22 protein-coding genes, 1 tRNA gene and 1 pseudogene are annotated in these 17082 nt (G+C 63.3%); 2 read left to right on the top strand and 22 right to left on the bottom strand.

What is annotated here, in order from left to right:
* Positions 1-94: 94 nt before the first annotated feature.
* From AWC27_RS27880 to AWC27_RS27865, 4 genes and pseudogenes are all read right to left on the bottom strand, one after another.
* A complete protein-coding gene (locus AWC27_RS27880) occupies positions 95-1267 on the bottom strand; it encodes a pyridoxal phosphate-dependent aminotransferase (RefSeq protein WP_085673913.1) in 1173 nt (390 codons plus the stop codon).
* Positions 1268-1676: 409 nt separating this feature from the next.
* Positions 1677-2514: pseudogene (locus AWC27_RS27875) on the bottom strand (class I SAM-dependent methyltransferase).
* Positions 2515-2654: 140 nt separating this feature from the next.
* Positions 2655-3581, bottom strand: coding sequence for a radical SAM protein (locus AWC27_RS27870; RefSeq protein WP_139837265.1), 927 nt, complete (start codon positions 3579-3581; stop codon positions 2655-2657).
* A 41-nt stretch (positions 3582-3622) separates the two neighbouring features.
* A complete protein-coding gene (locus AWC27_RS27865; protein ID WP_085673909.1) occupies positions 3623-4198 on the bottom strand; it encodes a hypothetical protein in 576 nt (191 codons plus the stop codon).
* Between the two features lie 1441 nt (positions 4199-5639).
* On the opposite strand from AWC27_RS27865, the gene AWC27_RS33400 reads away from it, so the two are divergent.
* A complete protein-coding gene (locus AWC27_RS33400; RefSeq protein ID WP_085673905.1) occupies positions 5640-5981 on the top strand; it encodes an HK97 family phage prohead protease in 342 nt (113 codons plus the stop codon).
* Between the two features lie 367 nt (positions 5982-6348).
* Here the strand turns inward: AWC27_RS33400 and AWC27_RS27850 are convergent, their stop codons facing one another.
* The 3 genes from AWC27_RS27850 to AWC27_RS27840 are packed head-to-tail and all read right to left on the bottom strand — an operon-like array spanning position 6349 to position 7882.
* Entirely contained in the window at positions 6349-6594 is a 246-nt protein-coding gene (locus AWC27_RS27850; protein ID WP_085673903.1) for a hypothetical protein, read from the bottom strand.
* Positions 6595-7581: a hypothetical protein gene (locus tag AWC27_RS27845; protein ID WP_085673901.1), complete on the bottom strand. Its 987-nt coding sequence runs from the start codon at positions 7579-7581 to the stop codon at positions 6595-6597.
* Positions 7582-7585: 4 nt separating this feature from the next.
* A complete protein-coding gene (locus AWC27_RS27840) occupies positions 7586-7882 on the bottom strand; it encodes a hypothetical protein (RefSeq protein ID WP_085673899.1) in 297 nt (98 codons plus the stop codon).
* Positions 7883-8322: 440 nt separating this feature from the next.
* Here AWC27_RS27840 and AWC27_RS27835 point away from each other — a divergent pair, with 440 nt between their 5' ends.
* On the top strand, positions 8323-8796 hold the full coding sequence (locus AWC27_RS27835; protein WP_264079053.1) for a hypothetical protein: 474 nt from the start codon (positions 8323-8325) through the stop codon (positions 8794-8796).
* Positions 8797-9075: 279 nt separating this feature from the next.
* On the opposite strand, the gene AWC27_RS27830 is transcribed toward AWC27_RS27835, so the two are convergent.
* The 15 genes from AWC27_RS27830 to AWC27_RS27770 all read right to left on the bottom strand — a co-directional run bounded on the left by AWC27_RS27830 (position 9076) and on the right by AWC27_RS27770 (position 16926).
* Entirely contained in the window at positions 9076-9591 is a 516-nt protein-coding gene (locus AWC27_RS27830; protein WP_085673921.1) for a chorismate mutase, read from the bottom strand.
* Positions 9592-9721: 130 nt separating this feature from the next.
* A tRNA-Ser gene (locus tag AWC27_RS31400) sits at positions 9722-9799 on the bottom strand.
* A 1184-nt stretch (positions 9800-10983) separates the two neighbouring features.
* A complete protein-coding gene (locus AWC27_RS27825) occupies positions 10984-11178 on the bottom strand; it encodes a hypothetical protein (RefSeq protein ID WP_085673897.1) in 195 nt (64 codons plus the stop codon).
* A 3-nt stretch (positions 11179-11181) separates the two neighbouring features.
* Positions 11182-11397: a hypothetical protein gene (locus AWC27_RS30650; RefSeq protein ID WP_139837263.1), complete on the bottom strand. Its 216-nt coding sequence runs from the start codon at positions 11395-11397 to the stop codon at positions 11182-11184.
* Positions 11398-11535: 138 nt separating this feature from the next.
* Positions 11536-12006, bottom strand: a complete 471-nt coding sequence (locus AWC27_RS27820) for a hypothetical protein (RefSeq protein ID WP_085673895.1) — start codon at positions 12004-12006, stop codon at positions 11536-11538.
* A 20-nt stretch (positions 12007-12026) separates the two neighbouring features.
* Positions 12027-12914, bottom strand: coding sequence for a major capsid protein (locus AWC27_RS27815; RefSeq protein ID WP_085673893.1), 888 nt, complete (start codon positions 12912-12914; stop codon positions 12027-12029).
* A 14-nt stretch (positions 12915-12928) separates the two neighbouring features.
* Entirely contained in the window at positions 12929-13306 is a 378-nt protein-coding gene (locus tag AWC27_RS27810; protein ID WP_085673891.1) for a capsid cement protein, read from the bottom strand.
* Between the two features lie 2 nt (positions 13307-13308).
* Positions 13309-13899, bottom strand: a complete 591-nt coding sequence (locus tag AWC27_RS27805) for a hypothetical protein (protein ID WP_085673889.1) — start codon at positions 13897-13899, stop codon at positions 13309-13311.
* 11 nt (positions 13900-13910) lie between these two features.
* Positions 13911-14336 (bottom strand): helix-turn-helix domain-containing protein, encoded by a 426-nt coding sequence (locus tag AWC27_RS27800; RefSeq protein ID WP_085673887.1) that lies wholly within the window; start codon positions 14334-14336, stop codon positions 13911-13913.
* Between the two features lies 1 nt (position 14337).
* Positions 14338-14727, bottom strand: a complete 390-nt coding sequence (locus AWC27_RS27795; RefSeq protein ID WP_085673886.1) for a GIY-YIG nuclease family protein — start codon at positions 14725-14727, stop codon at positions 14338-14340.
* Positions 14724-15041 (bottom strand): hypothetical protein, encoded by a 318-nt coding sequence (locus AWC27_RS27790; RefSeq protein ID WP_085673884.1) that lies wholly within the window; start codon positions 15039-15041, stop codon positions 14724-14726. The genes AWC27_RS27795 and AWC27_RS27790 overlap by 4 nt, the downstream gene beginning before the upstream one ends.
* Entirely contained in the window at positions 15038-15328 is a 291-nt protein-coding gene (locus AWC27_RS27785) for a hypothetical protein (RefSeq protein WP_085673882.1), read from the bottom strand. The genes AWC27_RS27790 and AWC27_RS27785 overlap by 4 nt, the downstream gene beginning before the upstream one ends.
* Complete coding sequence (locus AWC27_RS27780; protein WP_085673880.1) at positions 15325-15504, bottom strand: hypothetical protein; 180 nt, start codon at positions 15502-15504, stop codon at positions 15325-15327. The genes AWC27_RS27785 and AWC27_RS27780 overlap by 4 nt, the downstream gene beginning before the upstream one ends.
* Before the next feature lie 370 nt (positions 15505-15874).
* Entirely contained in the window at positions 15875-16333 is a 459-nt protein-coding gene (locus AWC27_RS27775; protein ID WP_085673878.1) for a hypothetical protein, read from the bottom strand.
* Positions 16330-16926 carry a hypothetical protein gene (locus tag AWC27_RS27770; protein WP_139837262.1) on the bottom strand — a complete coding sequence of 199 codons (597 nt, stop codon included), beginning with the start codon at positions 16924-16926 and terminating at the stop codon, positions 16330-16332. The genes AWC27_RS27775 and AWC27_RS27770 overlap by 4 nt, the downstream gene beginning before the upstream one ends.
* Positions 16927-17082: the final 156 nt, after the last annotated feature.

Genomic DNA, 17082 nt, shown 5'->3' with positions numbered 1-17082 from the left:
GCCTGCACACGGTATCCGATGGTGTGGTTTCGGGAACCCGAAAAGCGAGCGAAATTGCCGGTCAGCCTTACTGCCGGTGGCAGACCAATCCGGGTCAACCGGCGGATAGCACCGCCAGCCGGCGCAGAGCCTCGTCGATGGTGTCTTCACGCTTACAAAACGTGAGTCGGATCAGATGACTCCATGTCTTGAACTGATCACCCTCGGCGATACAGAACGCCGACAACGGAATCGCTGCCACTCCCGCGCGGTGCGGCACTTCGGCGCAGAAAGACTCACTGTCGGCGAACCCGAGCGGTGTGGGGTCGGCACACAAAAAGAAGCTGCCGCTGGAGTGGTATACGTCAAAACCTATCTTTGTGAGACCTGCGGCCAGTCGATCACGGCGGGATTGCAGTGAGCGTCGTGACTCTTCCACCCACTCTTGTTGGGAATTGAGAGCTAGCGCCACTGCCGGCTGGAAAACCGCCGCCCCGGTATAGCTGAGATACTGCTTGGCTGCGCGCACGGCGGCTATGAGTTTGGCGTTTCCGCACACCCAGCCGGTCCTCCAGCCGGTGCAGTTAAACATCTTGGAGGCACTTGAGACGGTCAGCGTGCGATCACGCATGCCTGGCAGGGCTGCCAACGGCACATGCTGGACTGAGTCGTACGTTAGGTGCTCGTAGACCTCGTCGGTTATGACGCGAATGTCATATTCGATGGCAAGATCGGCGATCGCCTCTAGCTCGTCCCGGCGCAACACGGCACCGGTCGGGTTGTGCGGCGAATTCACAATGATCGCCGCGGTATGCCGGCTAATGGCGAGGCGCAATCCGTCGATGTCGAGTGCGAACCCGCGGCCATCGGAGACCAACGGGAATGTCTTCAGACGGACACCGGCCATTGCGGCAACCGCCGGATACGCGTCGTAGCACGGCTCGATTGCGAGCACTTCCGATCCCGGTTCCAAGAGGCCGATGGCAATTGCGGCGATGGCTTCGGTGGCGCCCACCGTGACCAGTACCTCCGACTCGGGGTCGTAACTGGTGCCGTACTTGCGCTCGCGGTCCGCAGCGATGGCCTGGCGAAGTGGCGCGATCCCGAGCAGCGGCGGGTATTGGTTAAGCCCACCGGCCATTGCTTGCTGGGCGGCCTGCAGCATCGCCGGTGGTCCGTCTTCGTCAGGGAAACCCTGGCCTAGGTTAATTGCACCGATGCGCGCGGCCAATGCTGACATCTCGCCGGCCACATGGGTCGCAAAAGGTCTTAAACGCGAAGCGATCATCAGGAGGGTGCCTCGCTGTTCTGAAGTGTCCTGAAGCAGGGCTCCGCTTCGACGGAGTCCATATTGTATGCGGAAAGAGCGCAATTTCAGAGAGGCGACCGAATGCCGCATTACCCCTTGGTCCATGGCGGCGTGCTGGTCGTTTAGGCGGCCTTTCCGCAAAAAGCGAATACTGGGGAGAGGCGGGGCATGTGCTCGGTCTCGATGCCATGCCAGGCTATATGGACCGACGCAGCGGAGACGCGTGGCTTTTTCCGCACTGCTGTGGCTACCGCGATGCCGAGCTAGTTGTTGAAAAAGGGTTACAAATCAAGCTTTTGACGTGCCGTGCGACGTGAAAGCTATTTTCCGAAAAAGGTGGCCGACGCGTGAGGAAAATTGTGCGGCTTGTCCAAAGTGGGGTGGGCAGCTAGGTGAGTGTTGCGGTAACCGACATCATGGCGCGCAGCTGGGACGATTCGTCGTGGTCGGCATAGACGCGGCCGTAGTCGCCGAACAGCTCCCGGCGTGGTCGGGCGGTCACCTGCCAGCCGCGGTCGGTGAGGTAATCGGTGACGTCGCTGCGCTCGCCGTCGTAGAACAATCCCGACAGGTCGAGGTCGCAACCCATCCTGACCCAGTGCTGATTGAACTGCGTTGCACGTTTCGCTCACCGAGGTGCCCCAGCCGGGGTGGTATTCGGTGGCCAGCCTGCTACCCGGCGCGCTGAGCGCGGTGATGTTGTCGAAGAGCCGGTCCTAGGCGTCGGGCGGCAGGTACATCAGCAAACCTTCCGCACTCCACACGGCGGGCCTGGTGATGTCAAAACCGCTGTGCTGCAACGCGGCCGGCCAATCGTCGCGTAGATCGATGCTGACCTCTCTGCGGTGCGCTGCCGGGGCTGCTCCCAGCGCTGACATCGTGGTGCCTTTGAATTCGACCACCTTGGGCTGATCGATTTCGTAGACCACGGTGCCGCGCGGCCAGGACAGCCGGTAGGCGCGAGTATCCAGGCCGGCGGCCAGAATCACCGATTGACGGATGCCGCTGCGGGCCGCGCCCAGAAAGAAGTCGTCGAAGAAGCGGGTGCGCACCGCGATCGAATCCATCAGCAGCTGCACGTCGCGGTCGGCACCTTCGGCACGCTCGCCGTCAACCAGGCGGGTGAAGAAGTCGAGGCCGACGGCGCGCACCAGTGCTGCCGCGAACGGGTCGCTGATGATCGGATCGTGGTCTTGGGTGGCCAGCGCACGGCCGGCGGCGACCATCGTTGCGGTGGCACCGACGCTAGATGCAAGATCCCAACTATCCCCGTGTGTCCGTGCTGATTCGTTGTACGGCAAGACCTTTCACCAACCTTTCACACCGCTTCGACCTAAAGACTTCCCCCACTCACGGACCACCGCCGCTATGACAATCCGACGATCCGACGAGGATCAAGAGCGGTGTCGATAATGCTCTGATAATCGTCATTCTTCGAGATATCACCTATGATGATGCGTAGGTCATTCGCATCCTTCTCGGAATCCCAGTCGCTTCCGGGGGACATCCGGGGAATCCAGGCAAGTCCTGCTGAATCAATCAGAAGATAGCTACTCTTGCGATTCGCATTACTCTTGAACTCGAGTCGATCTTGCAAACGGGATCCGATTGCATTCTTTCGCATTTCCGATGCGACCGCATCGAATACGGCGTCCGCGATAAGGTACCTACTCCGATTACGAAACCCCAGCGGTCCGGTTGGGCTGAATTGAAAGAGCTGCCATTTTATGATGGCTTCAAATGGCTCTAATAGAGGCAGGATGTTGGGGATGTCCTCGATATTTTCCTTATGAACAACTGTGTTGATGCAAAGCTTGGCATCGGCGCTGTCGAGAGTTTTCAGAATAATCAGCTGTTCCTCCAGGAAGCTGTCTCTACCCGAACGAAAGGAAGCAACCGAGTCCTCGGATGAGCCGTCGACAGGAATGCCGATAACATCGACTAGGCGAGCCAAGTCGGCAGCCTCTACTCTATCTACCTCGACTCTGTCAAAAAATCTTGTTGGCACGGGGCCCAACAACGGGGTGCCAACCGTATCCAGGTTTATGGTCATGCCCAATGCTTTGATATTCCGCAACAGGGGAATAATATCTGCGCGAGCGAGGGGGTCTCCTCCGCATAGCGTGACCTTGCTAAAGCCCCTTGCCCGACAATGGGCCAAAAAATCAACAACAGCATCGCTGCTGACGGTCTTTCCCATACGTCCGAAGTGGTTGTAACACCCCTTGCACTGCACGAAGCATGCCCTGGAAAGACTGATGTTGAGGTGAAGGCCGCGGCGATCGTCAGCCATGCCGACCTCCACGCCTGAGTTGTGCGTGGACAATCGTAAATCTAGAGGTCAATATCACTGAAATAATCCCTCATTCTTTGGTTGAAATCTAAGATAGTCTCTCTTTCCTCGGTGAGCCTGAATTTGGATAGGTAATTACGAAGATCGAGATCAGCAATGCTCGGTATGCGCTGTGGGCCCTCTCTGGGAGCGGGCATTACCGCCCAGCGGACACTGCACGTTTTGTCCAGCTTTTCGTCATAGTGAATATCAACGTGGTTAATGCTGAGGACACTCCTCATCCCCTTTCGTAATTCCAGCAGGAGTAACGAAATTTTCCGGTAAAGACCAATATCGAGATAGTCCAGCGCCCGCACCTGATCGTGGAGGCCAATGATATAAAATCCGGGCAGTGAGAAGCCTGCATCTTGTCTGATCATAATCCCGTCGCGATCATAAATCGGCGTCATGCAATCATCTAAAAGATGCGCATATTCCCGCATAAATTCGGCGCGAGTCGTATTTTCCGACACAATAAAGCAGCGCAGCTGCTTCGTGCCTCCCAAGAACTCAAGAAATCGTAGGCCGGGCGGATCCGGCGGCAGCTCCGACTGATAGTCGACGTCGATGAATTGCATTCGCTTCACCACCCTTTATTTCTTGAAGGCTTTACCCGCGAGGTGCGCAGGGCTGATTCCACGTCGTGGGTGGCGCTTTGTGCCCAACGCCGACGCGCGCAGCAGCCGAAAGAGCCGACGAGGTTGGGGTGGCCTTCGTCGAAAGGGTTGGCGTTCAACAGCTTTCCTTACCTCCAAGCTAGATGGTTCATTCGGCCTTGGCTGTTTCGGCGCGCTTACTGGCGCGTCGCCGCAAGGCTGTTTGGTGTGTCGTGGCGCCGTTGGGCCGCAGAGTTACAAATTGGGCTGTGCAACCCATTATGTGCGTCTGGCATGTTGACGTCTGTCCGCCGACCAGACGGGATTGGTGTCCGCCGATCGGCGGGTTGGTAGTCCCCCAATGGCACGGCGATGGGACGGTAGGGCGGCCAGCGAGTGGTCCCACGCAACGCCCGCACCCTCGATCAGCGCAGGAATCTGCTGAGCAGCGCTTCGTCGGTGACGACGAAGGTGCCGGGCATGGCCATAACGACGCAACCGCGCATGCACGGTCTGACGCGGCACCCCATACCGAAGGGCCACATCACTGATCACAGCCTCGTCCACCAACGCCTACGAAAGAACCCGCGGGTGTTAAGCACGTACCGGAACTGTTGTCGGGTGCGACTGACTCAATTTTGGACGAACGGTTTGGGTCACCATCTGGGATAGCCGGATGGGTAACGGATAGGTAGGACTATCGGCAGGGTTCTCAAACCGCATGTCCACGACCAGGACGCGTTCGACAAGTTCCAACGCGAGGAAGCGCCCCAAATGGGAAGCAAGCCATCCTGAACTAGCACCGCGACCCGGCGCCGAGGTCATCGGCGCTCGCTACCCACACCCGTTCAACCGCGCGGGGTGGTCGCAGTGAAAATAACTTGCTTGCGCGATGTTCCACCGCACGAGTACGAGGCCAATCTGGTCGAGGTGATCAACCATGCCCGGCCCTTCGAGTATTAATCGCTACGGGCGACCGACGTAAACCTTGCCGCACTTGCGCTGGTGGTGAATCCAACTCTGCGCGCGCAGCTTTCGGGCAGCCTTGACGACGAGGTGCCGCCCTACGTGGCTCACTACGAATCCTGGTGCGTCGACGAAGAATCGACCACCAACATGATCAATACCATCACGCGCAGCTTGACCCGGCAGTTGTACCGCTCAGGAAGCCGAAGAAATGGTCGATGACTTGTTCAGGTCGCTGCAGGAAACGGGGTGAACCATGAGCCGGAGCAGGGAAATTCCGTTGCCTGACGAAGAATTGCGGTGATAAACAACAGATTTAGACGCTCGCAACGTCGGCTCACTGCGCCGCATCGGTGGAATGGGTGTCCCGTACGGCACGCGCAGCCGTCTGCTGCCAGGTGGCTATTACGAGGTTTTGGAGGCCGTGCCGTCGCAAAGACGTTGACCGACAAGTTGAATGCCGTTTGCCGTCTGGAGCATCATCCTGAATGGCTATTGGCTACAACGGATTCCGAAAGCTACGCTTCAAGGATGGCCCGGCGGACTGTCGTACGAGGCTGATCTGCCCGACATCAGCGCGGGCCGTGATTGCCACAAGCTGGTCCGTACCGGCCGAATCATGCGTAGCGGAAAGGGCTTTCACTGCATGGAGGACGATTTTCGGCACGACGGTTCAGCGGTTGTGCGCCGTCTACTACCCGTCCGATTGACCGAGGTTAGCCCGGTTGCGGTGCCCGGGTACTTGACCACGAGCGCGGCTGTCCGGTCACTGGCCCCGCCAGGTTGGCGAAGGCCCTGACGACGTGTAAGCCCTTGCGGCACAGGGGGAGCTCCAGCTTGAACTGCAGAAGCTCCGAATTGACTGGGATGCATCAACATTGAGTGTGGCCGAGGCTAGAGCGCAACTCCAAGAGGTGCGTTCCTGGCGGCAATACGATCCGAGACGGTAACCAACACATGACTCCTACCCGGCCAGCGTCTTGCAAAGTCGATGTGTCAGGCCCCCTTAAGCCTGCCTTTCAGCGCTAGTCGGGTTGTACAGGTGGCCGGGTCAGGCGAGTTCGGAGGGTTCGTGCCTGGCCCGGTTCACCCCAAACGCTAAGCGCGGCAACGCGAGAGAGGAAGTGATCTCGATGACGACACCTGGTCACGGCGGCGGCAAGGATTCACTCACCTCGGCTGCGTTGAGCTCTGCGGTCGTTGATGACTGTCAGCGAGGCGAACATCGCCAGCATGATCACCGAGAGAATAAGGAGGTTTGCCTGACTAGTGGCCACCAGCACCGCTATCAGTGTAGCTACGACGACACCGGCCACGAGGTAGGACACGACACGATAGCGCGGACGCCATCCACCCCACAACGCCAGCACGAAGGTGCCAGCCAGGATCGCGGCGACCAGTACTTCCACCATTTATTTACTCCCCGTCAGACACTTTAAGAGACTGCCCCCGGCGATGACCGTGTTGAGACCACCGGCCCCGGCGATTACGAGTCCTGCGCCGGTTTCTGCGGTTAGCAAGCCGCCGCCGGTGACGATCACGCCGGAGGCGAATTGGCTGGTCCGTTGGATCCAGTCGTCGGTGCTGCAGTGGGTGCGGGCGTAGTCGATGTCATTGACATGCGCCTGCAGGTCCGCGACCTGGCCGCGCAGCCACGCGGTCCTGGGATCGTTTTCGGGAAGCGACTGGATAAGCTGCCGCAGATTGTCCATTAGGCCCTGGCCGTTCATATTCGCTGGGTTGCCGCCCAGAATCATTTGCTGCTGCGCGGCGCTCAGGCCAGCCCCCGGCTGCGGTTTGCCATCAGGGGTGTCCCAAGGCGCGAACGGTGGCGGTGGGGAGCCAGGGTTTGGATTGAAGTCCACCAGCTGGACGCCGCTGTGGCCGCCCGCGAAGTTCATGGTGCCGACATCGCCGGCGGCGGCGGTGAGTTGGCCTGACGTCTCGGTCTCCACGCCCAATAACTGGGCGGCACGTGCGTTGATGCTCGCGGCGAAGGTCTGGGCTTGGGCTTGCCGGGCGGCGGCCTCGGCCGCATTGCGGCTGGTGCGGGTGTCGGTGACCGACAGATCCTCCCCGACTTGGAAGCCCGCGTTTTGTGCGTCATCGATTGCGTACAGGGTTTGTCGTTGGGCTGCGCTGATATTGCTGGCCCCGGTGCGCGCGATCTGGGCGGCCTTGCGTAGCTGCTCGGCCTTGGCGCTCACGGTTGCCAGGTCACCGGTGGTTTGTGTGCGCAGCGCGTCGCCGCCTACACCTTCCCAGCCCATGGCGTGGGACTGGTTGCGCATTTGCGTGAACGCGTCGTCCCACTGGTCGGCGGTTTTCGTCCAATAGGTGGCGGCGTCGATCAGATGGTCGGTATCCCACGTTTCCAGCTGTGACAGTGTTGGGGGCATCGCACTACACCATCACTACCGGCGGGGAGACACCGGCGAGTTCGCTTCGCCCGCTGGCGTCCTGGCTGGTGTACCCGGTGGCTGCTGCTGCGACGCTGGCCGCTGTGGCTTGGATGCGCACTGCGCAAACTGCCGCTCCCACCCCTATTGCAGCGTCGATAGCAGTGATCGCCGCCGTGGTCGGTTGAAACGGTTGCCCCGGTGACGGTGCCGTAGTACCGAACCCGGTGCTTAACCCCTGCCATTGGGTGGCTGTCTGTCGGAGCTGGTCTGCGGCCACCTTGAGTTCGTTCATCGCCATTCGCCGATTTTATGGCGGCTGCGCGCGAGCCGGTAATCACTTGCGTGTCGAGGTCCGAGGGTCGCGCGATGATCCGTGGCTGCAGAGCTAGGTGTAGGGATGCGCGAGTCAAGGCAGTTGACTCAACCGCACCATCTATCGGAAATGGAATGAAATTCGTTGTCATGCAAGATGACTCGCTGCATTCGGAAACATGTTGGCGGACAGCGTGATTAGGATAATCGAGTTTTTTCACTCCCGCTGGCAGCGCGAGGGACCTGGTCCGCGAGGAGCCAGATGCCATGCACTACGACCTCCCATTTCCAGACAATTTACCCAACAATGAGGGCCAATCTGCGCCTAGTGGACCTCTCTCCTGGATGGAGGTACCCCGACTGGCCGACTAGTTCGTTTCAGGCCAGTTCCCGTTAGTTAGAGCTAGGTCGGCCCAGGCGAACCACATGCAGCGGATTACCATCTGGGGCGATAGGCGTGAAGCCCAGTCTGCGGATTGCGTCGAGGATATAGGCAGGCTCATTAGTTGTATCAATACCTTCGACGTGCAATTCGGCGGCTACGATCCCGCCGGGCCGTACTGGTCAGTCACGTCGATCCTGGATTCCGGCGGCAACCACGGCACCATCCCGGGAATCATTCTGGGCAGCGGGCAGACCTCGGGGGTGGTGCCGCCCGGGACGGTCATTTCGATCTCGACCGACAACAACCAGACGCTGCTCTACTCCTACACCACGACCGCGGCCGACAGCCCTATCGTCGCCGGAAACGTGCCGATGAACACCGGGGTGATGCCGTTCGCGTTGGGCCCGGTGTACATCTCGAAGAATCCCAGCGGCGTGGGGACGGTAGTGTTCGACTACCCGCCGCCGCCACAACGGGGCCGCGCTCACCCGGGGTTGTATTCCCAAGGGCCGTAAGCGCGTTCGGCGTCGATGACCATCCTGGTCGCCGCGGCTGCCCCGAACTGGATGCTCTCGCACACGCGGGTCACGCCCCCGGTGGCGGACGTGATCCCGGCGCGGCGCGACCAGCGGCAACGCCAAGCGATACACACGAAGACGAAGCCACAGTGATCGCAACGGGGTCGTCCGTATCACGCTGCCTGTTTCCCTATCCCGTTGGTCTTGTGCTGTCCGCGGTGTTGCGGTGAGCACTAACGCCGATCAGCAGTGACGAGCAACCGCTCATCGGAAGCGTCAAGAACAATACGAGTGGGTGGCGAACTCAAGCGCTTGTTGGTAGAGCCCGTCGAGTCGCCGCGCCGCAATCACGTTGTGCAACGCATCGCCAAGTGCGACAGGACACTGCGGCGACTGCAGCACCTCCCATTGCGCGGCGATCTGGTCAACCATCTGCTGATTGAGCGCATCGATGGCCCGACGGGACGCTGACAGGTCGGTGGTATCCGTCGGCGCGCTAGCTGGATCGAGCTTCCACTCGGCGAAGCGGCTGTATTCCACGGCCTCGGTCGCAGAGATCTGATCTTTGAAGATTTGGTTGACATATCGCGAGTCGATGCCACGGGCGCCCGCCGCGGCGCTCACGGCTGCCAGTACCTGGTTGACCCGCGCCGGATCCTCGATATCGCCTTTGGTCTGCCACTTAACCGCCGCAACCGGATCGGCGGTCTGCAGCCGCACTGCCGCCGCGTCGACCAACTCATCCAACGGCCCCGGCAAGTCAACAGCGCGTGCTGGCGCAGGCGACGTCATAGCTACTGCGAGCACCACCGCCAAAACGCCCACACCTCGTAAAGGCACACGACAGTTCTACATCATCAAACACAGGTCTCATGGGCGACGCTGTTCGCGGCGGCTAGCACAAGTGGTGCTCCCGGCAGTGTGGTGCCCCCGGCAGGATTCGAACCTGCGGCCTTCTGCTCCGGAGGCAGCCCAGAAGCGTTCACGGCCGTCTGTCGGCGTTCGCCGAGGTGTGGCCGCTAGGGCGAAATTGTGCCCCTGACCTGCGACAACAGGTTGCACACGTTCGCGGGAGTTCCCAGCCGTTCGCTGAGGAGTTCTGGTTGAGTTGTGACAACGTCGTGACAACGAGCCCGGCCCGGTCGTGCGCGAACTCCACATATGTGGAGATGGGCAAAGTCCGGCGCGGCCCCGCTTGGATGTGGGAAACCACATCCAGCGGGTGACCTGGCCCCAGGAGGCAGCGCTCGCCAAACCTTGCACAACGTCTGGCTTGACCTCACCGCCGCACACACCACTACGTGAGCGCCGCCCGACCCGGCCTCACCCGGGGCCCGCGCGAAACGCGCCGCCGAACTCGCCGAGATGGTCGCCGACTCACTCGCCTACTGCCGACGGCTGTCGGTGGTCGTCGAGGGCGACCTACGCGCACGATCAAAGGCGCGGCCGGCCGGCGGCCCAAAATTGGCACAGATGTGACAATTAACTGGCACAGATGTGACAGTTAACGCCGACAAGGTGCCGCCGTCGACGCTCACCGGGGCGGGCGATCGAGGCGGGCTGAGGCGCTGCCGGGACCTCGCAGAACACTTTGCCATTTAAATGCACATGCAATCTACTCGGCAAACCTCTGACCTCTCCATATGGAGAGTTGGCGCTTTGCTGGCGGCGCGAAACATGTTGACGCACAACGCACGGTACCCATTGCTCGCCAGGCCACGTGAACCCGACGGCAAACGTCCCAACTCTGCATATGCGGAGTTGAGCGCTTGCCGAACTCGTCAAATGTCCAGTTGTGCCCGCCGACGACCGACCCGATCGACGTCGAACCGCCGGGCCACCGCCAGCCAAACCTACCGACGGCGCACCGCGATCGAACCCAGATCGCCCAGGACGAGCGATCGACCACCGGGCAACCATCCCGCCACCATCCCCGTAAACGCGTCATCTGACGCATTTGGGCGCGAAAAAAACGGGCCGCACAAAAAAATTCCTTGACTACCACGTTGGATCAGGTGGGGCCCCCTGGATATTTGGGGGGGTGCCTGGCGATGACACGAAAACAGCCGCCCCGCGTGGTGGCGGGGCGGCTGTTCCTGTCGGTCCGACTTCAAGGACCGCTGCTGACTCTATCGGGCCAGCCAGGGGGCGCGGGGTCGTATCTGCCAGAACTGGCAGATAGCGTCAGGGACCTTTCGGTGTGGGTGTGTGCGGGTTGTCGACCCAGTCCGAGCGGCGCAGGTGCGCCCACGCGCCGCGCCAGGGCTCGCTGCTGATCGGCTCCTGGCCGGCCGCGTCCAGTGAGGCCGGGTAGAACCTGATGGGCCCGCCGCATGTCGCGCACTCGTCGGAGCGCTGGCGGCGCAGATGGTCAGGCACGGTTCAACCTCCGTCCTCGACCAGGCGTGTCGCTGTCGTCGGGCCCGGGGTGGTCGAGCGCGCTGGTGTGGGCCCGAGCGGGCACGTGTTGGCGTGGTCGTCGCGGCGGTATGACGGTGTGCCGCAGGTGCATCGCCGCAAGGCGATCGGGAAGGGCTCGCCGTCGGGTGGTTCGTGGTGACGCGCGCGCCGGCTGCGCTCCTCCCGGTCGTCAGTCATGGGTCCTCACGGTTTCGTTGGGCACGGCTGGCCGGCCGCTCGCAAGGCGGTCGCTACGCGGCCGGCCATCCGTGGTCACCGCCTTTCGGCCCCGGTGCCACTCAGCGGGAGGAGGCCAGGGCCGACGCGCGGCAACGATCAGTAAAACCAGGCGGGCTCGTTGGCGTCCTTGTCGACGCCCGTGCTGTGGCCCAGCTCGGTCAGCGGCACCGCGGTCTCGTTGGGCACCGCGGCGAGGACCTCGAGCATCGCCTCGTCGTTGGCGCACAACGTGACCCAGTGACGCTTGCGCGGCGCGGTGATCTTGCCCTTGGCGATCGCGTCGTCGACGGCGGCCTCGATCTTCTGCGCCTTGGCGGCGGCGGCCATCTGCCGGCCATTACTGGCATCTTCCCGCAACGCCGCGAGCGTGGCGGTGTCGATGACTTCCAGGCCCGCCTTCCGGGCGGCGGCGGCCACCGTGGACGGCTTCTCGGGTGTCATCTCGGCGGCCTGCGCCGCGAGGTCGATGACGGTGTCGACCACGAGCTGCGCGTCGGTGGTGTCGGCCGGCAGGCCCAGCGCCTCTAGCAGCGCCGCCGACTGCGTGTCGTCGAATGTCAGTGCCATTGTCGTTGTCCTCCTTGCGATTACGGCGTGCCGACGCCGGTGATCCGCTTCGCCGCGAACGGCCGGTCAACGGCGAACGCGGGCACCGCATACGCCTGCACCCACGTCGACCGGGTTTTGCGTTCGTCGATCACGTCGACCGTCAGCACCGTCTCGAACCCGACGGTGCCCACCATGCCGCCCTGCGCCACGTACGCGGTGCCGGCCGGGATCCGCGGGTTGGACACCATGCCGTTTGTGAACCCGGCCGACTCGAGCATGTCGTCGAGGTTCTCGGCGTACGCCTCACGCAAAGCGCGCGCCTGTGACGGGTGCACGAGCAGCGTGTCGTGCACGACGCCCAGCTCTTCGAGGTCGGCGATCTCCTGCGCTTGCGCGAAGTGCGCCGTCGGCCGATCCGCCGACGCGGTGAGGTTGGCGTCGGGGCCCACAAATACGAGGTTGTCCCAGTTGCTCGTCACGGCGAGAGTCGCGACGCCGGCCGCCCCGAGCGCTTCCATCGCACGAGTGTCGAGCTTGCGCGCAATGGTATTCGCCAACTGCGTCGTCTGCTGGTCGATATAGGACACGTCGTTGCGGGTGCGCTGCTCGTCGGTGACTTGGAACTTGCCGCCCCAGTCCTCAACGGGTGCGAGCTGCGGAGTTGGCTGCACACCCTCGACGACGCGGTACTCCGCACCGGGCGAACGCTTTTCAACGCCGCTGGTGAAGAAGTCACTCGCCGCGATCACCGAGTAGAGCAGGCCACCACCCTGCACGGCGGCACCGAGCGGGCGGAACAGCTTCGGCAGCAGGATCTGCTCGTCGGCGAGCTTCGCGATCTGGTCGCGGATCCGGCTCGGTTGCTTCAATGCCACATCAACGGTCAGGTTGCGACCGGTGACAACAGGCACAAGTGGACTCGTCATAGCGTGAAACCTCCCTAGTACAAAGCGATCTCGGCGTCACCGCCGAGTGTGGCGGCCGTGATGCAGTAGCCGACGGCGACGCCGGCCCCGAGGGTGACGGCCTGGCCGTTCGCGCCCACCTGCACAGCGGTGTTCGCGGGGATCGCGGCCTCGGCGACCACTTTCACCACCCCGCCACGGCAGACGCGGACAAGCTGACCGGCGGCCGCGTCGGTTGCGGCGACGCCGAACACGCGGCCAGCCGCAACGGCGTGCGCAACGCTGAGGTTGCCGCCCGCGGTGCGGTTGCCGCTGATCGCAACGAACCGCTTCGCGGTCACCGCGGCGCTGGCCTGGGCCGTGATGTCGCGGCCTGGTTCGTAGACGCGCGGGTTCTGTATGGGTGTCGACACGATCAGACTCCTATCGTTTGGTTGGTTCGGCGGCGGCGGGCCCGCGCCACTTGCACAGCCCGGGCACGCGCCGCGTCATCGGGGGAGTGGAACGCGCTGGCGGCGATGCTGACCGAGCGACCACGCTGCGCGGCGGCCACGTCGAGCCCGTACAGCTCGGCGACGTCTTGCAGTGATCGCAGCGTGGACACAGCCGGCCGGGTCGCGCCGATCAGGGCCAACGCGGTCAGCACGAACGGCCACGTGCGGCCGGTGTTGGGGTCCTCGTACTCCATCAGGCCCTCGATGCTCCTGTCGGGCCATGCTCGCGGGATCAGCGTCGCGATCGCCTTGGGCACACCGGCCAGATCTCCGACCAACGTCATGCCGCCATCGGCCAACCGCAAGCGGTCGACATAGCCCAGTGCCGGTGACGCGTCGCCCATCCCGGTGTGGCCCAACCGAATTACTGCCTTGCGGATGACGCCCGCCTGGTGGGCCTCGACGGCCGACGCGAGGTGCTCGGCCGTGATGTCGAACTCGCCACCCAGGCCGTCCCAGCGGCCGACCTTCAACAGTTCGAGGTTCGGCACGCGGCGCAGCTCAATCGGCACGGCCGCCTCCGTCAATCGCGGTGGCGGGCTGACTTCCGTTCGGCACGGGCAACGACGGCGGCCGCGTCGACCAACCAGCGGCCACGATCACCGGTCCTGCGGGCCGGGATCGCGCCACGCGTGGCAAGGTCGCGAACATTGCGCTCGCCGCATGCCAGTAGTCGCGCGGCCTCGCCTGTGGTGAGCAACGCATAGTCGAGATGGTGGGTGGTGTCGTCGCCAGAGGCACCGCAACCGCCGCGGTTTCTGCCGTTCTGGCTTGCGGTACTGCCGGCTGCGGCGGATCGGGCGAGTTGCGCGGTGACCGACTCGAGTCGTGGCGTCGGCTGGGATCGGTTCTGGCGCAGCAGTTGGGCGAGCAGTTGGAGCGCCCGGGCGATGTAGTCGGCATCGCCGGCGTCCATCAGCACGTGGCTGCGCAGCGGAGTGATCGTCATGTCACCCGCCTTCGGTTGGCGCGCTGATTGCCATGTGGACGTTTAGCAACGGATGGAGTTCGCGTATCAAACGCTTTTCGAGGTGCAGCATCGCGCGGCGATTGGTGCATCGAATCACCTTGACTCGGTCGATCCGATCTCTCTTGCGTGGATCGCGCAAATGCCAAGCCATCCGCGAGAACACGTCGGTTGTTTGCCCGACGTAGAGAGGACGATCGTCGTCGTCGTCGGACCACAGCACATAGACGAAGTAGCCTCGGACCTCGAACGCACCGGCAGCCGCGTCGACGTCGTAATCGTCGCCGTCAAGTGGACGAAAGTACTTCTCGTTGAGAGGGTAGATAGTCGCGCGAATCACGTTGGGCGCGTTGAACTCTCCCCCGACGATCACAGCAGTGGGCCTTCGTCGTCGTCGAGCAGGGGCCCATGCCGCGCAACGAACCGCGCGAGCTGGGCACGCAAATTGTCGATCGCGTCATCGCGGGAGTTCCCGAGCTGTTCCGACAGCAGATCCGCTGCGCGCCCACTGATCAGCGCGTGATCCATCGGGTCACCGCCGGCCGCCATTCGTCCCTGCAACCTCAGCTCGGGGTCCTGTAGCGCGACGCCGACGGCCAACACGTACGCGGCGTAGTCCTTGCGGTAAGCGGCGCGGGCGGTGGCGGCGTCGATGCCGATGTCGTCGTTGTGGTCGTCGGTGGTCATTCTGGTTGTGTCCCTTCAATTTTCAGCAGCAGCGGCGGAATGCCCTGCTGCATGAGGGCGGCGAGTTGTCGCCGGCCGACCGGGCCGAGGTGCACACCAACAAGTGCGAGGACGACGCCGAGCAGTTCGCTGTCGCCGTTGTCGCCGAGTTCGGACAGTGCGGCCACCCACATTTCGTGCATTGCGGTTCGGTCGTCGCCGATGTCGCGGTCGAGGCTCAGCGCGATCAGTTGGCGGCCGCGCAGTTCGAGCAGCGCCGGGCGGCGGGGGTCGTTGTCAGCGATCATCGGCGCGTCTCGCGGTCCTGGTGAGGGATCGCACGCTCGGCGGCGTCGATGAGCTGCTCGGCGAGTTCGCAGGCTTGATCGCCGGTCATCGTCCACGTCAGCGGCGGGTCGTCGAGCACGAGCCGCACTGCGCCGAGGTGGTGCAGTGGCCGCACTGACACGCGTGTGGTGGTCATCGGTGTGGCTCCTGTCGTTGGGTGGCCGATTCCGGGTGGCCCACGTCCACCGTGGGCAGCGGAAACCCCGTGGCCGCCAGGGTCAATCCCTGCCACGCCATGCCGTGCCATGCCGGGCCTCGCCACGCCTCGCCCCAGCCGCACCGCGCCTCGCCATGCCGCGCCTCGCCTGCCTCGCCCTGCCATGCCAAGCCTTGCCCGGCCGCGACGCGCCGAGCCCTGCCCTGCCTGCCGTGCCTAGCCATGCCGTGCCCAGCCCCGCCGAGCCGTGCCACGCCGCGCCTGCCTCGCCATGCCGCGCCAGGCCCAGCCCTGCCGCGCAGTGCCCAGCCGGGCCCTGCCACGCCCAGCCCGCCGCGTCACGTCAACGTCACACCTCCTCGTCGGCGAGGGCGATCATCGCCTGGTCGATCGCCGTTACCGCCTGCGCCGCTTGATTGAACGCGGCGAGCCGATTACGCCACCCGCCCAACCCTGCTCGCGCCTCGGCGAACACCTGCGCGCGCAACTCGTCGTCGCCCAACGCCGTTTCGAGCGGCACGTATCCCTGTTTGCGTTGCCCGTCGCCGCGGGTGACGGTCACGTGGACGTGTGCGGGCGCGCGTGACCCGTTCACCTCGATGCGTACCTGGCCGATGATCACCCGCGCCTGGTATTCGCGCCAACGATGCGCGGCGCTGGTGTCGTCCCAGTCGAACAGGTCGTGTATCGGGCTGGCTGGGTCTGCCGCTTCGGCGACGAACGCTGCCGGTGTGCACACCCCGTCGCGTTCTTGCACTCGCAGAACAACTTTGGTGACTTCGGTGTCGCTTGTCGTCTTGGCCTTCACAGCTTCACCTCGTACCTGCCGAACGCGCCCGTCATGGACTTCGGCGCGGACGGCCGCCAATCACCAACGCCGCCGCTGCCCCCGGCGTCGACCAGGTTGATCACCGACTCGGCGTCGATCATGGACGGGATGTACTCGATCCGCAGAACGGCGCTCCACGGCCAAAACGCGTACCGGTAGCGCAGGTCGGCGGTGCCGCCGCTGTTTCGCGGCGTGTCCTCACGCAACTTCATCTCGCCCTCGATCGCCACCAACGCTTCCTCGTCGTCGTCGGCGACGACGAACAGTGCCGCTTTGAGGCTGGTCATGGTGACGCCTTCGTAAAAGCGCGCAGCGCCGATGGTGGCCGCCCTGAACGCCGCCGCGGGCAGTCCGGGCCGCCCGTCGGCCAGCCGGTACAACGCCGCTTCGGCTTCCGCGGTCGCGTCCTTCGGGTCGTGCTTGGCGCGGGCCTTTGACCCTGTTTGCTTGGCGCGCATCATGTTTCGCGCCTTCTCCGACCAGCGGTGTGGGATCACCGGTGTTACCCCGATGATGGGGACGTCAATGGTGTGCCGTTTGATCGGTGTTAGTTGAATGATGTCGTCGGACACTGTGTGCTCCTTCGTTGTGTTGTGTTGTGTTGTGTTGTGGCGCAACAGGTTTACTGCGTCCGCGGGGTGCCGGGAGTTGAACCCGATGTAACCGCCCTATTCGGCCACCCCTTTCTTGCGCCCAGCCACGCCATCCCGGGCCACACCAGGCCTGGC

The organism is Mycobacterium szulgai (assembly GCF_002116635.1).
Lineage (GTDB): Bacteria > Actinomycetota > Actinomycetes > Mycobacteriales > Mycobacteriaceae > Mycobacterium > Mycobacterium szulgai.
The sequence above is the reverse complement of the archived record's forward strand: the minus strand, read 5'-3'. Positions and strand labels throughout refer to the sequence as shown.

Excerpts from the sequence above, each read along its gene's own strand:
- AWC27_RS27880 (WP_085673913.1), bottom strand. The coding sequence starts at position 1,267 with ATGATCGCTTCGCGTTTAAGACCTTTTGCGACCCATGTGGCCGGCGAG.
- AWC27_RS27870 (WP_139837265.1), bottom strand. The coding sequence starts at position 3,581 with ATGGCTGACGATCGCCGCGGCCTTCACCTCAACATCAGTCTTTCCAGG.
- AWC27_RS27865 (WP_085673909.1), bottom strand. The coding sequence starts at position 4,198 with ATGCAATTCATCGACGTCGACTATCAGTCGGAGCTGCCGCCGGATCCG.
- AWC27_RS33400 (WP_085673905.1), top strand. The coding sequence starts at position 5,640 with ATGCCGTTTGCCGTCTGGAGCATCATCCTGAATGGCTATTGGCTACAA.
- AWC27_RS27850 (WP_085673903.1), bottom strand. The coding sequence starts at position 6,594 with ATGGTGGAAGTACTGGTCGCCGCGATCCTGGCTGGCACCTTCGTGCTG.
- AWC27_RS27845 (WP_085673901.1), bottom strand. The coding sequence starts at position 7,581 with ATGCCCCCAACACTGTCACAGCTGGAAACGTGGGATACCGACCATCTG.
- AWC27_RS27840 (WP_085673899.1), bottom strand. The coding sequence starts at position 7,882 with ATGGCGATGAACGAACTCAAGGTGGCCGCAGACCAGCTCCGACAGACA.
- AWC27_RS27835 (WP_264079053.1), top strand. The coding sequence starts at position 8,323 with ATGCAGCGGATTACCATCTGGGGCGATAGGCGTGAAGCCCAGTCTGCG.
- AWC27_RS27830 (WP_085673921.1), bottom strand. The coding sequence starts at position 9,591 with ATGACGTCGCCTGCGCCAGCACGCGCTGTTGACTTGCCGGGGCCGTTG.
- AWC27_RS30650 (WP_139837263.1), bottom strand. The coding sequence starts at position 11,397 with ATGACTGACGACCGGGAGGAGCGCAGCCGGCGCGCGCGTCACCACGAA.
- AWC27_RS27820 (WP_085673895.1), bottom strand. The coding sequence starts at position 12,006 with ATGGCACTGACATTCGACGACACGCAGTCGGCGGCGCTGCTAGAGGCG.
- AWC27_RS27815 (WP_085673893.1), bottom strand. The coding sequence starts at position 12,914 with ATGACGAGTCCACTTGTGCCTGTTGTCACCGGTCGCAACCTGACCGTT.
- AWC27_RS27800 (WP_085673887.1), bottom strand. The coding sequence starts at position 14,336 with ATGACGATCACTCCGCTGCGCAGCCACGTGCTGATGGACGCCGGCGAT.
- AWC27_RS27790 (WP_085673884.1), bottom strand. The coding sequence starts at position 15,041 with ATGACCACCGACGACCACAACGACGACATCGGCATCGACGCCGCCACC.
- AWC27_RS27785 (WP_085673882.1), bottom strand. The coding sequence starts at position 15,328 with ATGATCGCTGACAACGACCCCCGCCGCCCGGCGCTGCTCGAACTGCGC.
- AWC27_RS27780 (WP_085673880.1), bottom strand. The coding sequence starts at position 15,504 with ATGACCACCACACGCGTGTCAGTGCGGCCACTGCACCACCTCGGCGCA.